The following is a 14,265-nucleotide window of genomic DNA, read 5'->3' on the forward strand; positions in this document are numbered from 1 at the left end:
TTTTTACTTAACAAACACTACAATGTTATAAGAAACAGAAAGATGAGGGATAAGAATGAAAACGATAGCAGTATTAGGCGCCGGGCAGCGCGGACAGTATGCTTACAGCGATTATTTGAAAAAGTATGCGGATCAGGTAAAGATCGTCGCAGTCTGTGAAATTGATGATTACCGACGCAGCCGTATGAAAGAAATGCACGGCATCAGTGAAGAAAATGTGTTTGCGGATGCAGATGCCTTTTTTGCCAAAGGAAAATTGGCCGACGCACTGATCTTAGCGACAATGGATGAAACGCACTACACCTATACGATGAAGGCGTTGGATCTGGGATATGATATTTTATTGGAAAAACCGATCTCACCGAAAAAAGAAGAATGCATTGCGATGGTAGAAAAAGCGAATGCCTGCGGCAGACTGTTAATGATCTGTCATGTGCTGCGTTATACGACGTTCTTTCGCAAGATCAAAGAAATCATCGACAGTGGAAAAATCGGGGACATCGTATCGATCCAGCACAATGAAAATGTCGGCATCTATCACATGGCCCACAGCTTTGTACGCGGCAACTGGCGCAACAGCGATGAAACCAGTTCGATCATCTTGCAGAAAAGCTGTCATGATCTGGATATCTTGACTTATTTGGTAGACAGTAAGGTGAAAAGCATTTCCAGCGTCGGCGCATTGGCGTACTTCAATGAAGAACATGCGCCAAAGGGAAGCGCAAAGCGTTGCGTAGACTGCAAGGTAGATTGCATCTTCGATGCCAGAAAGGCGTATCTGCCTTGTATCGGCACTTGGCCGACAACCGTCATCAGCAACGAACAAAGTGAAACAGCAGTCATGGAGGCATTGCGGCAGGGACCATATGGGCGATGTGTGTTCCACTGTGACAACAATGTATGCGATCATCAGGCAACCCTGATCGAATTTGAAAACGGGGTCAGTGCAACCTTTAATTTGTCCGCATTCACCAATCAGATCTGCCGCACGATCAAGATCATGGGTACCAAAGGAATGGTCAGCGGCAATGACGCAGCCGGTGAAGTCGTTTATCAGTCATTTGTTTCCAACGGCTTTGAAGAAGTGAAAAAAGAAACGTACCGCGTAGCCAAGGTTGCAGGCGGCCATAACGGCGGCGACAGCGGGATCATGGAAGAATTTATCAAGGTGCTGCAAGATAAAGACCACGATGTGATCTCCAGCGCCAATCGCTCGCTCCAATCGCATCTGATGGCATTTGCGGCAGAAGAATCAAGATTACAGGAAGGCAAGACGATTTATTTTTAAGCTTCGTCGATCAGCTTTCTTTATAAAAAAGCAGAGCGCTTCACTTTTCCTAAGTGATCGTACTCTGCTTTTTTTATCCTGTTTTATTTTTTTGATGAAGAACGGCGCTTTTTCCAAGTATTCGCCAATATGTCTTTCAACACCAGCATAGCGTCTAATTCACTGTAACCGTGATCCTTCTTCAATTCATCCAGCATCACGCTTAACGCTTCCGCATACTTGGCAATATTGACTTCTTCCTGATAACGCAGTAAAATCGGATATTTCTTGCCCCATGCCTTTGTCCAGTCGATCTTGTCATTGATCTTTTCATCACTTGTCAAAATGACTTGTTCGATTTCTTTGACATCCATATCAAACTCGATCAGTTCATCTAAGGTTACATGATAAAGCATCGCCATGCGCTTTGACTGACGAATATCTGGCAGGGTTTCATCACTTTCCCATTTCGATACAGTTTGACGGCTCACACCTAATTTTTCCGCTACATCCTCCTGCGAAAGCCCGCTTTTTTTACGCGCCTGAAACAAACGATTACCTAAACGCATCAATATCCCTCCTTACGATCATCTTTATTATATCTGATAAAAAAAGGAAGCACTACCAAGTATCGCTGTCATTTTCGCCCGTTTTCTGTTCATTTTTCATCTTCTGCGCTTGTTGCCATTTCAGCGCTTTCTTTTCCAGTTCTTTCATAAAAGCATCTTTCCCATCGCAATATGCGCCCAGATCATTGGGATAACGCACTGCCAAGGCTTGTTTTAATGCGGCATAGCGCTTTGCTTCATCCTCATGTGCGCGCAAATAATCACGTACTGCCAGATGCCGCTCGATCGAAAAGCGATCATCCTTTTGAAAGATATGAACATGATGGGTACGTTTATTCCCGATTCTTTTTCGTAAATAGCGTCTGCCCGCTATACCGAACTCTCCCATATATTCATAGCCAAGCGCAAGCAAGGCGTCTTTCCGCCGGTCTACTTCCGCCAAATCGGTTACGATCCCCATGATGTCAATGATCGGCTTTGCGCTTAAAGAAGGCACTGCGGTGCTGCCGATATGATGGATCGCAAGCAGTGGTTCTCCCAAAGCCTTTGCAATCTTTTCGGCTTCTTCTGCATAGGCGCTTGCCCAGCGCGAATCATAAGGAACTACCAGCACCTCATCCCGCTTCATCTGCTAAGATCTCCAGTTCCTTCAGTAATTTTGCGATCCCGTCCTGCTCGATGCGATCACACACACGATCTGCGACCTCCTTACAGTTCGCTTCGCCATTTCCCATCGCGACGCCGATCCCCGCACGTTTGATCATTTCCACATCATTGAACCCATCGCCAAAGGCCATCGTTTCTTCCATATCCATGCCCCAGTATGCACATAGCCATTCAATGCCGGTAATCTTATTGGCTTTTTGATCGGTTACTTCCAAAACACTTTTGTGATCAGTAAAAGCACAGTCCGCAAGCCCTGCCATCAGATCCTTTCTTGCCTGTTCATCCGGCACATATAACAAGACATTGTAAACCTCATCTTCTTGCGCATATGCTTTGACCTGCGGCACATTCAAATACAGCTTGAAGTAAACTGCCTTGATTTCCTGCGCACATGGCATTGAGAAATAATCGCCGTTTTGCGTGGAATAGCGAAAGACGATTTCATGTTCTGCACAGTATTCTTGCAGAAAGTGCATGCTTTGCCTGCTGATCGGCAATCGATGGATCACCTTACCCCGCTCACTAATCAATGCGCCGCCATCACTGATTACCGCATCAAATGGAAAAGCGCGCACTTCTTTACGAAAATTCTCCATTTCCTTTAAGCATCTGCTCGTTGCGATCGCCACTCGATATCCTTTCTTCTGCAGCACTTTCCATGCTTGCAAGGTAGAAGGCATCACATCATGATATTTATGATAATAAGATGTCCCATCTAGATCAAAGAAAAATGCTTTTGGCTGTTTCATATTTTAACTCCTCTCAAAAACAGGGCTTCACCATGTGAAACCCTGCATCTTTTTTACAGGCATGCTTTGCCTTTGCAATAGGTTTGGGCAACGCTGTAATCATCGTTTAATACGACAATATCCGCATCATAGCCTGCTACCAATTTGCCTTTTCGATCATCGACCTTCAATAAACGAGCCGGATTGATCGTGCAGGCATTGATCGCATAATCCCAAGGCACCAACGCTTTTTCTACCAGTACCTTTAAGCCTTCATTGACTTTCAAGGTAGAACCGGCCAAGCCCTTAGTAGAAGTCAGATGCGCACTGCCATCCGGATAAAGCTCGATCTCATTGCCGCCAAACAGCACCTTTGTGCCGACCGGCAGTCCCTTTACCATCAAGGCATCGGTTACCATGACCGTATAATCACGGCCCTTTGCCATGAACAGGTTATTTAAGGCATCCGGTGTAGAATGATTGCCATCGCAGATCACTTCACCAAACGTATCACGGAAACGCATCGCCGCACCGACCAAGCCCGGATTGCGGTGATTAAATGCGGTCATACCGTTAAAAATATGCGTCATCGATCTTGCCCCATTGGCGATCGCCATGCTTGCCTGATCGAAAGTTGCGGCTGAATGCCCCATGCTTACAACCACATCATGATCAGCCAGATAACGGACAAAAGAGAGATCCTCATCGGTTTCCGTTGCCATCGTAATGACCTTGATCAAACCGTTCGCCGCTTTCTGATAGCGTTCAAACTGTTCGATCGTACCTTTGCAGATATACTGTTCCGGCTGTGCGCCTTTATACACCATATCCAGATAAGGTCCTTCAAAATGGATTCCCAGGATCTCCGCGCCTTCATAGCCTTCTTCCACGACATTCGCAACATTTTTCAGCGCCTTGGTCAATACTTCTTCCGACTGCGTGATCGTCGTCGGACAAATACCGGTTACCCCTTCTTCCGGGATATGCTTCATCCAGTTGCGTAAGCCCTGCGGCTCAGCGTCATTGGTATCGAACCCATATGCCCCATGCGTATGAATGTCAATGAATCCCGGAACGATGCGCTTATCGCCATAATCGACATCCACCGCTTTCTCATTATAACCCAGTACTTTTTGGATCTTTCCGTTTTCTACCTCTAACTGTGCTTCCATAAAATGGCCCAGCACCCATACACGCTTACTTTGTATAATCATGATTATTCGCCCTCCTTGTATGCGTTTTAGATAGTTTTATTATACCCTAATTTCATCAATATGCAAAGAATACGATCGGAAAAGATCACGCTTTTTCATGAAGGCAAAGCATTTGTCTATTCTTTTATGAGCGATGCCTATTCCTTCGCTTTTTCAGGCATATTCATTTATCATTATCCGGAAATATGGTATAGTAATATGGTTATGGAAGCAAGTAAAGGAGCAGTGGAAAAATGAAACAAGCGATTCAAATCAAAAAGGATATTTATTGGGTAGGCGTACATGACTTCCAGCTGCGGCAGTTTCACGGCGCTTTATTCCCGATCAAGGAGGGGGCAAGCTATAATGCTTATCTGATCGTGGACGATGAGATCACCTTGATCGATACAGTAGAGGCAGAATTTACGCCGATCTTATTAGAACGGATCCGTTCGGTGATCGGTGATCGCAAGATCGATCATATCATCGTGCAGCATGGCGAACCGGATCATTCCAGCGGCTTTTTAGAAGTAAAGCGGCATTATCCTGATGCCAAAGCATATTGTTCCAATGCCGGTGTTACCAGCATGATGCAGCAGTATTTCCAAGATCATGGCTATCAGAAAGTAAAAAGCCATGATACGCTTTGTACCGGGCGCTATACGCTTTCTTTCATTGAAATGCCGATGATCCATTGGCCGGACAATATGATGACCTACGTAAAAGAAGCGCAGGTACTGTTTTCTAATGACGCCTTCGGCCAGCACATCGTCAGCTATCAGCTGTTAGATGATGCACATGCATGTTCTTATCTGTTATCACAGGCAAAGGACTATTTTGCCAATATCGTCATGCCTTATGGCAAACAGGTGGAAAACAAATTAAAAGAAATTGCGGCACTGAATCTGGAAATCACTCATATCGCGCCTTCTCACGGAATCATCTGGCATCGCTATATCAAAGAATTGTTAAACGCCTATATGGAATTTGCCACTTATCAAAGCAAAGATAAGGCGGTGATCGTTTATGAGAGCGTTTGGCATCACACCCAGGCGATGGCGGAAGCACTTGCTGAAGGATTAGGCAGAAGCGGCATTGATGTAAAGATCTATCAGTATTCGAAAACAGATCGCTCGATCATCATGAAAGAACTGTTAGACGCGAAAGCGGTGCTGGTGGGAAGCGGCTGCTACAATAATTTGATGGCAGCGGAAATAGCCGGGTTCTTAGAACAATTAAAAGCTTTTAAGTTCCAAAAGAAAAAAGGCCTTGGCTTTGGCTCTTACGGCTGGTTCAAGATGATCCCCGCACAGATCAATACCCGTTTACAGGAGGCCGGCATCGCTTTGTTTGGGGAAGCGCAAAGCATTTGTTATACGCCATCTGAACAAGACCTTGCCACACTGGAACAACTAGGGGAAGCATTAGCAGCAGAAATCAAGGCAATGCCGCAGTAAAACACACGCATAAAAGAATGGAAGTATGACACAAGGCTGTTTCTTTCCATTCTTTTTTATTATGTTTATGGAAAGGACTGGATATGGCTGCTTCATGATGGTGCACAAGCCTTTCTTGGAAATAAGAAAAGCAGATCGTAAGCCGATATCGCTTTTCTTACAACCTGCTGTATCAATTCTTTATTTCAGAAAGCCGTCAATGATGACTTTTTCCGCTGCTTCTTCATCCAATCCCAGCGTCTGCAGCTTGATCAGCTGATCAGAGTTGATCTTGCCGATCGCCGCTTCATGAATGATCTGGGCATCAACGTGATTCGCCGCAATTTCCGGGATAGAACTGATCTTTGCCTGTCCCATCAAAATAGAATCACACTGGATATGGGCGCGGCACTTGGTATTGCCGACTGCGATCGGATGAAATACCTGTACCGAATTGTCTTTCCCCACAGAACGGGATACGATCTGCACACTGCTGTCTGCTCCGTTGAGATTGACCGTTACATCACTGTGCGCGGTTTGTACCCCATGCGTCATCAGCTTCTCATTCACGATCAGTTTGGCATTGGCGCCGACATAAGCATCCATTTTCCGTACCGTAGAATCAACCCCTTTGATCTGCACCGTATCCATCTGACAAACCGCGTTTTCTTCCATATAAACGATCGTAGTCGGATTCAAAATACGCTCGCCGCTGCCGTTTCCTTCTCCATAGTGCTTTTCACTATATATGACATTGGCATTTTTTCTGATATGAAACGTATGGATCCCATCATGCTGAGATGGATTACAGCCGTCATTATGGATACCGCATCCGGCAATGATCTCCACCTGTGCGCCTTCACCGATATAAAAATCATTGTAGACCAGATCATTTACCCCGGTATCGGTAACGATTACCGGAATATGTACCTGTTCACCTTTGCTGTTTGCTTTTACATAAATATCAATGCCCGGCTTATCCACCTTAGATACGATCTTGACCTGATCGGTGGAATGACGTTCGACCCCGACCCCGTTGGCTCTTAAATTAAAGGCGCTGCCTAACGAGAAACCGCTGATGCCGGCGATCTTCTTTAATAAGTTTTTCTCCATTTCATTCTGCATACCGTTCACCTCTATTTCTTAAACGCGCAGTTATCAGAAAACTGTTCCATCAAATGCGGCAGGATTTCCGCTTTAGAACCGCGTTCTTTTACTTTGCCGTTGTCGATGACGATGATTTCATCAGCCAGTTCCATGATCCGTTCCTGATGAGAGATCAAAATGATGCTTTTTAAGCTTTGTTCCTTCAGCTTCTGGAAGGTTTCTACCAGTTTCGCAAAACTCCATAAATCAATGCCCGCTTCCGGTTCATCAAAGATCGCCAGTTTCAGATCCTGACGGGCAAGCAGAGAAGCGATCTCGATCCGCTTTACTTCACCGCCGGACAAGGAAGCGTCTACATCCCGATCCAGATAATCTTTTGAACAAAGACCGACATCCGTCAGATAAGAACAGCACTTTTCTTCCGCAAGCTCACTGCCGTGCGCAATCGACAAAAGATCTTTTACCTTTAAGCCCTTAAAACGAGGCGGCTGCTGAAACGCATAGCCGATCTGTAATTTTGCCCGCTTGGCAATGCTCATATCGGTAATATCTATCCCATTCCATAAGATCTGTCCGCCGGTCGGCTTTTCAATTCCCATGATCAGCTTCGCAAGCGTTGATTTTCCACCGCCGTTAGGACCGGTAATGACCACAAATTTATCATCTTCGATACACATGCTCAGATCTTTGATGATCTCTTGACATGCTTTGTTATCTGTAACTTGAAATGATACATGCCTTAATTCTAACATGAATGCTCATCCTTTCTTTTACCGCCGTTATTGTACCACAAAACAAAAGAAATAAAAAAGAAAACGATTATTTTTTTATCCATCCTAAACCCCTGCTTTCATCTTTCTGTTTTTACATGTGCCGGCAACAAAAAAGAACGCCGCTTGGATTTGGAAAAGGACGTTCTTATAAGCATTATCTACAACAAATGCTCCGTTAATTTTTCAAGCTCTGCAGCGGAGCGGGGATCCGCCCGCCGCGGTTGATCATGTCCGCACATTCCGCCTGATTGATTTCCATGATCACGCCGCTTCCAAGCAAACCGCCGAATTCCAGTTCTTCACCGGCTTTGCGATCGATCGCAGGGATGATGCGTACGGCAGTCGTTTTGCTGTTTACCATGCCGATTGCCGCTTCATCGGCAATGATTCCGGAAATGATCGTTGCGCTCGTATCGCCCGGTACGACGATCATATCTAATCCCACTGAACAAACGGCAGTCATCGCTTCTAATTTTTCCAAACAAAGATGCCCGGCTTTTACCGCATCGATCATCCCCGCATCCTCCGATACCGGAATAAACGCGCCGGATAAGCCGCCGACTGACGAGCTTGCCATCACGCCGCCTTTTTTGACCGCATCATTGAGCATCGCCAGACATGCGGTCGTTCCATAAGCGCCACAGTGGCGCAAACCCATCTCTTCCAGTATATGCGCGACGGAATCACCGATTGCCGGCGTCGGTGCCAAGGAAAGATCGACGATGCCAAAAGGCACACCCAGCCGCTCGCTTGCCAAGGTGCCGACCATCTGTCCCATGCGGGTGATCTTAAACGCTGTCTTTTTAATGATCTCCGCTAATTCGTGCATTGGCAAAGATGGATCTGCTTTAGCTAACGCCGCTCGTACCACACCGGGGCCGGATACCCCGACATTGATGACACAATCCGCCTCCCCTACTCCATGGAATGCACCGGCCATAAACGGATTATCCTCCGGTGCATTGCAGAACACCACCAGCTTGGCAGCGCCGATACAGTTGTCATCAGCGCTCAAACGGGCGCATTCCAAAACGATCTCCCCCATTTTTTTGACTGCGTCCATATGAATGCCCGCTTTCGTAGAACCGATATTGACCGATGCACAGACGCGCTGCGTAACAGCCAATGCCTTGGGAATCGAAGCGATCAAAGCCTCATCGCCTGCAGAGAAACCTTTCTGCACCAAAGCCGAATAACCGCCGATAAAATTCACACCGACTTCTTTGGCACAGCGATCCAGCGTCAAAGCATATTGCAGCGGATCACCGCCTGATGCACCTACCAGCATCGCGATCGGTGTTACCGAAATCCGTTTATTGATGATCGGAATGCCATATTCTTTTTCGATCGCTTCCCCTACCTTTACCAGATCTTTTGCCAGCCGGGTAATTTTACGATAGATCTTCTCACAGGAACGATCAATATTCTCATCCATGCAGTCGATCAAAGAAATCCCCATCGTAATGGTACGAACATCTAAACAGTCCTCATCGATCATTTTGATCGTTTCTAATATCTCATTGGTAGTAAACATCGTTTCCCTCCTTAAATACGATGCATCGCCTGAAAGATCGTTTCATGCATCACATGGATCTTTACCTGTATCTGTTCGCCATAGCGCTCCATATGTTCTACAAAAGAAGCAAACGGCACATTGCTGTTTTCAATATCCACTAACATGATCATCGCAAACATATCCTGCAAGATCGTCTGCGATACTTCGATCACATTCATATTGGCTTTTTCACATTCTCCGCTTACCTTTGCCAAAATTCCTACCATATCCTTGCCGATCACACTGATTACCGCCCTCATTTTTTTCCTCCTGTTCCACTCCTTTATGCAAAGGAATCGTTTTGATCGTTATCATTATATCCTGTTTCCACCCCCTTGACAACGACTGTTCAAACCAAAAAAAGCAAGCTAAAACAGACAAAGATCACTGCTTTGTCTGCTCTTTTCCATATGTGTAATGATCATCGCGAATTACGACCGTAGGCGTTTCATCAAGGGAAAGGCCATAAGCGCCGTTTATATCATAATTGATCTGTCTGCCTAAATATGCCTGATCGCCCTTCATGATGCGATAGCTTTCCTCAAACATTTCCTGCTCGACACACGCTGATTTCCTTGTGCCGCTCAGCCGGATCAGATAATCGCTGTCGCTTCCTCCAAGCAAGATCATCTGATGGATGTGGATCTCCTCATAACAGGTTTCCTGTTCCATACGCAGCTGATTATCGCGGATGCGCCGCATCATCTGAAAAGCCACTTCAAAGCGATCCGCATATGTCCCCTGCAATTTCCCCTGCCAATAATCCCCGCTGTCATCATAGGTCGTCAAGGTCGGGTCCCGCAACAAAAGCTGCTGCATTTCCAGCTGCATTAAATTTCCATAGCGATCCTTCAGCTCCTCATAGCGCTTGGAAGTTTTAGACGCATCACTTTCCTGTTTATCTTTATGCAAAAGCGTCATACTGTCATAGCCTTCATCTTCGATCCGCACCAGCCGTACGCTGCCCGCTTTCCATGCACCGCTTTTGCTCTGCTTCAGATCGGCGTTTGGAAACAAGATATATTTGGCATTGCCGGCATAATACAAAACGATCGTACCGTCTTCTCCGCATACGCTCTCCTCGATCAGAAAATAGTCATTGACATCTTTCCATTTGATCGCCACGCCTTTTTCATCACTGGTCATCATGACTTGATCGCTTTGATCATGCCAGTTTTCTAATAAGAGCCGTTTCTGCTTTTGGGCATCGCTTTTTTCTTGTCGATGGAAAGAAATCGGCGTGATCCTTTTCGTATTGCTTTGATCCTCATAGCGCAAGAGCGCACTGTCCTCATCAAGCCACTCCAGACGCTCAAGCGACTTCACCTGTTCGATCGTTTTGATTTTTTCCGCCAATAGAAAATATTTGCGCTCATAAAGATCCAACAGTTTCTTTTTATGACTGTATCGCAGCACGATGCTGTGCGTATGCGTATCATTTGCCACAACGCTCTGCAAGCGCTTGATCCGCAGCGTGCCATATAATCCCATCAAGATCAATAAAGCAAATAAGATCAGCATCACCAGATTCTTTTTATGATCGGGATCTCCTACCAATAAAAACCAACCGACCAGATATAAAATCACGATCAGCGCCATCATCAGATAAGGAAGATAGTCTTGAAAAAACACATAGCCTTTTGCCTGAATCGCCCATACGCTCAGTACAAGCAAGATCAATAAAACAGAAGCGACTACAATGCTTCCATAAGCGGCGATCTTTCGTTTCATTCGCATCTAACCTCTCTTTACTGTGCTAATATCATATCACAAACCGGTTAAAAAAAGGCATAGATCATGCCTTTCTTACTAAAATGTTAGAAATTCAGACGCTATTTGCCCACGTCTTTATGATGCGCTAACACCGTATCGACGATCGCTTCCGCCGTCAAACCGTATTTTTCTAACAGCGCTTTCGGCGTACCGCTTTCCCCGAAGGTATCCTGCATGCCGACCATCGCCACTTTACGCGGTGCATGTTTGACCAACACCTCGGCAACCGCACTGCCTAAACCACCATACACCGTATGCTCCTCACATGTTACAAATAATTCATGATCATTTGCCAGTTCGATCAGCAGTTCTTCATCGATCGGCTTGATGCTGTACATATCGACTACGCTCGCATCAATGTCATGCGCTTTTAATAATGCGGCAGCCCGCAGCGCTTCCTGCACCATCATCCCGCATGCCACAAGCGCAACCTTCTTGCCTTTCTTTAAGACATTTCCTTTGCCTAATGCAAACACCGCGTCCTCACCATACACATCATCGACACCGGAGCGTCCCAAACGCACATAACAAGGACCGTTGTAATCATATACGCGATAAAGCAAAGCCTTGGTCGCCGCCGCATCGCATGGTACGACCACGCACATGCCCGGGATCGCCCGCATCAATGCCAAATCTTCGATCATCTGATGGCTTGCCCCATCTTCTCCGACCGTAATGCCCGCATGGGTTGCGCAGATCTTGACATTCAGATGCGGATAGCCGATCGAATTGCGGATCTGCTCATAAGCACGTCCGGCCGCAAACATCGCAAAAGAGCTTGCGAAAACGGTATTGCCGCTCGCCGCCAAACCGGCTGCTACTCCCATCATATTGCCTTCCGCAATTCCCATGTTAAAATGCTGAGCAGGACGCACTGCTCTTGCCTCGCTGGTCTTTGTCGAACCGCTTAGATCTGCGTCCAATACCACAACATGATCATCTTTTTCAATGATTTCTGCCAATGCTTTTCCATATGCTTCTCTTGTTGCTAATCCCATATTTACTCTCCTAACTCAGCAAGCGCCTGGGCAAGCTGTTCTTCATTTGGGGCAGTGCCGTGCCATTTTGCCTGATTTTCCATAAAGGAAACGCCTTTGCCTTTGATCGTTTTGGCAATGATCACGCTTGGCTGCCCTTTGACTGCCTTTGCTTTTTCACACGCTTCGATCAGCGCTTCAAAATCATGTCCATCCACGACCTGCACATGCCAGCCGAAAGCCTTGAATTTCTCATCGATCGGCGTCGGATTCATTACATCGACTACTTTTCCATCGATCTGTAACCCATTATGATCGACAAATGCCAGCAGCTGATCCAGATGATAATGCGCCGCAGCCATCGCTGCTTCCCAAACCTGTCCTTCCTGCAGCTCACCATCGCCTAATAATGCATACACATGATAAGGCAGACCGTGCAGCTTGTTGGACAAAGCCATACCGACCGCTGCGGAAATGCCTTGTCCCAGCGAACCGGTGGACATATCGACTGCCGCGACATCATTCATGTTAGGATGACCCTGCAAATCAGAATTGATCTTGCGGAAGGTTTCCAGTTCCTTTTCGGGAATCAATCCTTTTTCTGCCAGCACTGCATACAGCGCCGGTGTTACATGTCCCTTTGATAAAACAAAGCGGTCCCGTTCCAAACTGTTTACATTTTCATTTGAAATGTCCATCTGGGTAAAATAGATCGTCGTCAAGATTTCCACTGCTGACAAAGATCCACCCGGATGTCCGCTTTTTGCGCCGGCAACCGTTTTGACGATGTTTCTGCGAATATGCTTCGCATGTGCCTGCAATTCTTTGATTTCCATTTTATACCTCCTGATCTTTTCCAACTCTAACTCTGTATGTGATTATAGCACAAAAAAAATGACTGTAACAGATGACAGTCATACAAAAAACAATTCCCTTGCTTTCTCAACACTTTATTTTTTTCTTTGTCAGCGCTTTTTCTTTACCGATCCTTCTCTTTCACAGTGAAAAAATGTTCCTGCCCGCTTTCTTTGGCAAAACGAATGAAAGGATCGTTCTCTTTATAAAAAGCAGCCAATGCAGCCCCTTCAGGCTAACGGATGTCATCCTGTTTCAGGAAGACAAGCGGTCATACAGATCATCGATCTCACAATGTGGAAGCGTGATCGTCTGATCGGACAGATATGCAAGCGGTGCGAAGAGCGGATCATCATGCAGCGATAAAAAGGCAATTTGATAAGAGCATAACGCCTGATAAGGATAACGGTGTTTTTTCGCCCCGTATTTGACATCTCCCAATAATGGATGCTGATAATACGCAAAAGCAGCACGGATCTGATGGGATCTGCCGCTGTGCAGTTCCACCTCCAACAGTGAATAACGGCCATTGCTTTGCAGTTCGCGATAGCTTGTCCGGGTCATTTTAGCGCCTTCTACGGCTTCAGCGGAAAGTGTCGCTTTATTGATCTCTTTTTGTTTTTGATGATACAGTACCAGCGTATCTTCCGGTTTCATCCTGCCCTCGATGATACAATGATAAAACTTACGCAGCCGATGACGACGAATGATCTCATTCAGTGCCCGTAAAGACGCCGCATCTTTGGCAGCCAGTACAATGCCCTGGGTATTGCGGTCGATCCGATTGGCCAAAGCGGGGCGAAAGCTTTGTTCCGCCTGCGGATCATAAACCTTTTTTTCATAAAGATAGCGCCATAAACGCTGGATCAAGGTATCTTCATCTGCTTTGCTTTCGCTGTGACATAAAACACCGCTCGCTTTATTCAATACGATGATGTGCGAATCTTCATAAACGATCTGTTTATCATCAAGAGGCTGGGCGTTCAAAAAGTCATAGTTCTTTGTTTCTTCCAGCACATCCGGCGGCAAAAACAGCTGTACGACATCACCGATCTGTAAACGCTGCGCCGCTTCACAGCGTTTGCGGTTCACTTTGATCTTTTTATTGCGGATGGATTTATAAAGCAAGCTTTTCGGCAGTTTCTCCATGCTTTTTAATAAAAATTTATCCAAACGCTGATCTGCGTCATTTGCGGTAATGATCAATTCTTTCATAGCACACCTCTTATCTGCCCTTTTGCTTTTTTCTCGTTCTCATTTCTTATACTTATTTATCATACTCTGCAAAAAAAGGCAATAAAGAAAACGCTGCCGCATCATTGTTCAAACGGTGAGCCGCTTCCCAATCCTATTAAAAAAACAATGA

At 45.9% G+C, this 14,265-nt stretch carries 15 protein-coding genes; 3 read left to right on the plus strand and 12 right to left on the minus strand.

Features of this window, described 5'->3' with window-relative positions; all coding sequences use genetic code 11:
• Positions 1-55 precede the first annotated feature (55 nt).
• Positions 56-1,288: a Gfo/Idh/MocA family protein gene (locus tag C1712_RS01475; protein ID WP_102266144.1), complete on the plus strand. Its 1,233-nt coding sequence runs from the start codon at positions 56-58 to the stop codon at positions 1,286-1,288.
• Between the two features lie 83 nt (positions 1,289-1,371).
• On the opposite strand, the gene C1712_RS01480 is transcribed toward C1712_RS01475, so the two are convergent.
• From C1712_RS01480 to nagA, 4 genes are read right to left on the minus strand one after another with little or no spacing between them, the layout of a single operon-like run.
• Positions 1,372-1,836 (minus strand): helix-turn-helix transcriptional regulator, encoded by a 465-nt coding sequence (locus C1712_RS01480; RefSeq protein ID WP_102266146.1) that lies wholly within the window; start codon positions 1,834-1,836, stop codon positions 1,372-1,374.
• A gap of 52 nt (positions 1,837-1,888) precedes the next feature.
• Entirely contained in the window at positions 1,889-2,464 is a 576-nt protein-coding gene (locus C1712_RS01485; protein ID WP_102266148.1) for a GrpB family protein, read from the minus strand.
• Positions 2,451-3,251: an HAD family hydrolase gene (locus tag C1712_RS01490; RefSeq protein WP_102266150.1), complete on the minus strand. Its 801-nt coding sequence runs from the start codon at positions 3,249-3,251 to the stop codon at positions 2,451-2,453. Before C1712_RS01490 ends, C1712_RS01485 begins: the two co-directional genes overlap by 14 nt.
• A 53-nt stretch (positions 3,252-3,304) precedes the next feature.
• On the minus strand, positions 3,305-4,444 hold the full coding sequence (gene nagA, locus C1712_RS01495; RefSeq protein WP_102266151.1) for an N-acetylglucosamine-6-phosphate deacetylase: 1,140 nt from the start codon (positions 4,442-4,444) through the stop codon (positions 3,305-3,307).
• Between the two features lie 60 nt (positions 4,445-4,504).
• Here nagA and C1712_RS12600 point away from each other — a divergent pair, with 60 nt between their 5' ends.
• Positions 4,505-4,681, plus strand: coding sequence for a hypothetical protein (locus C1712_RS12600; protein ID WP_180963035.1), 177 nt, complete (start codon positions 4,505-4,507; stop codon positions 4,679-4,681).
• Positions 4,678-5,880 (plus strand): FprA family A-type flavoprotein, encoded by a 1,203-nt coding sequence (locus tag C1712_RS01500; RefSeq protein ID WP_102266152.1) that lies wholly within the window; start codon positions 4,678-4,680, stop codon positions 5,878-5,880. The genes C1712_RS12600 and C1712_RS01500 overlap by 4 nt, the downstream gene beginning before the upstream one ends.
• A gap of 180 nt (positions 5,881-6,060) precedes the next feature.
• Here C1712_RS01500 and C1712_RS01505 read toward each other — a convergent pair whose 3' ends face one another.
• The 8 genes from C1712_RS01505 to C1712_RS01540 form a co-directional block, all read right to left on the minus strand.
• Positions 6,061-6,984, minus strand: coding sequence for a SufB/SufD family protein (locus tag C1712_RS01505; RefSeq protein ID WP_102266154.1), 924 nt, complete (start codon positions 6,982-6,984; stop codon positions 6,061-6,063).
• A gap of 11 nt (positions 6,985-6,995) precedes the next feature.
• A complete protein-coding gene (locus C1712_RS01510) occupies positions 6,996-7,718 on the minus strand; it encodes an ABC transporter ATP-binding protein (protein ID WP_102266155.1) in 723 nt (240 codons plus the stop codon).
• A 196-nt stretch (positions 7,719-7,914) separates the two neighbouring features.
• Positions 7,915-9,273: a PFL family protein gene (locus tag C1712_RS01515; protein ID WP_102266156.1), complete on the minus strand. Its 1,359-nt coding sequence runs from the start codon at positions 9,271-9,273 to the stop codon at positions 7,915-7,917.
• An 11-nt stretch (positions 9,274-9,284) separates the two neighbouring features.
• Entirely contained in the window at positions 9,285-9,554 is a 270-nt protein-coding gene (locus C1712_RS01520; protein WP_102266157.1) for an ACT domain-containing protein, read from the minus strand.
• Positions 9,555-9,678: 124 nt separating this feature from the next.
• Positions 9,679-11,025, minus strand: a complete 1,347-nt coding sequence (locus C1712_RS01525) for a hypothetical protein (RefSeq protein WP_146003292.1) — start codon at positions 11,023-11,025, stop codon at positions 9,679-9,681.
• Positions 11,026-11,126: 101 nt separating this feature from the next.
• On the minus strand, positions 11,127-12,065 hold the full coding sequence (locus tag C1712_RS01530) for a transketolase family protein (RefSeq protein ID WP_102266160.1): 939 nt from the start codon (positions 12,063-12,065) through the stop codon (positions 11,127-11,129).
• Positions 12,066-12,067: 2 nt separating this feature from the next.
• The gene (locus C1712_RS01535; protein WP_102266161.1) at positions 12,068-12,880 is read right to left on the minus strand and encodes a transketolase; all 813 of its coding nucleotides are present in this window, start codon (positions 12,878-12,880) and stop codon (positions 12,068-12,070) included.
• 274 nt (positions 12,881-13,154) lie between these two features.
• Entirely contained in the window at positions 13,155-14,114 is a 960-nt protein-coding gene (locus C1712_RS01540) for an RluA family pseudouridine synthase (protein ID WP_102266163.1), read from the minus strand.
• Between the last annotated feature and the right edge of the window lie 151 nt (positions 14,115-14,265).

It is taken from the genome of Massilicoli timonensis (assembly GCF_900199515.1).
GTDB lineage: Bacteria > Bacillota_I > Bacilli_A > Erysipelotrichales > Erysipelotrichaceae > Massilicoli > Massilicoli timonensis.

Excerpts from the sequence above, each read along its gene's own strand:
- C1712_RS01475 (WP_102266144.1), top strand. The coding sequence starts at position 56 with ATGAAAACGATAGCAGTATTAGGCGCCGGGCAGCGCGGACAGTATGCT.
- C1712_RS01480 (WP_102266146.1), bottom strand. The coding sequence starts at position 1,836 with ATGCGTTTAGGTAATCGTTTGTTTCAGGCGCGTAAAAAAAGCGGGCTT.
- C1712_RS01485 (WP_102266148.1), bottom strand. The coding sequence starts at position 2,464 with ATGAAGCGGGATGAGGTGCTGGTAGTTCCTTATGATTCGCGCTGGGCA.
- C1712_RS01490 (WP_102266150.1), bottom strand. The coding sequence starts at position 3,251 with ATGAAACAGCCAAAAGCATTTTTCTTTGATCTAGATGGGACATCTTAT.
- nagA (WP_102266151.1), bottom strand. The coding sequence starts at position 4,444 with ATGATTATACAAAGTAAGCGTGTATGGGTGCTGGGCCATTTTATGGAA.
- C1712_RS12600 (WP_180963035.1), top strand. The coding sequence starts at position 4,505 with ATGCAAAGAATACGATCGGAAAAGATCACGCTTTTTCATGAAGGCAAA.
- C1712_RS01500 (WP_102266152.1), top strand. The coding sequence starts at position 4,678 with ATGAAACAAGCGATTCAAATCAAAAAGGATATTTATTGGGTAGGCGTA.
- C1712_RS01505 (WP_102266154.1), bottom strand. The coding sequence starts at position 6,984 with ATGCAGAATGAAATGGAGAAAAACTTATTAAAGAAGATCGCCGGCATC.
- C1712_RS01510 (WP_102266155.1), bottom strand. The coding sequence starts at position 7,718 with ATGTTAGAATTAAGGCATGTATCATTTCAAGTTACAGATAACAAAGCA.
- C1712_RS01515 (WP_102266156.1), bottom strand. The coding sequence starts at position 9,273 with ATGTTTACTACCAATGAGATATTAGAAACGATCAAAATGATCGATGAG.
- C1712_RS01520 (WP_102266157.1), bottom strand. The coding sequence starts at position 9,554 with ATGAGGGCGGTAATCAGTGTGATCGGCAAGGATATGGTAGGAATTTTG.
- C1712_RS01525 (WP_146003292.1), bottom strand. The coding sequence starts at position 11,025 with ATGAAACGAAAGATCGCCGCTTATGGAAGCATTGTAGTCGCTTCTGTT.
- C1712_RS01530 (WP_102266160.1), bottom strand. The coding sequence starts at position 12,065 with ATGGGATTAGCAACAAGAGAAGCATATGGAAAAGCATTGGCAGAAATC.
- C1712_RS01535 (WP_102266161.1), bottom strand. The coding sequence starts at position 12,880 with ATGGAAATCAAAGAATTGCAGGCACATGCGAAGCATATTCGCAGAAAC.
- C1712_RS01540 (WP_102266163.1), bottom strand. The coding sequence starts at position 14,114 with ATGAAAGAATTGATCATTACCGCAAATGACGCAGATCAGCGTTTGGAT.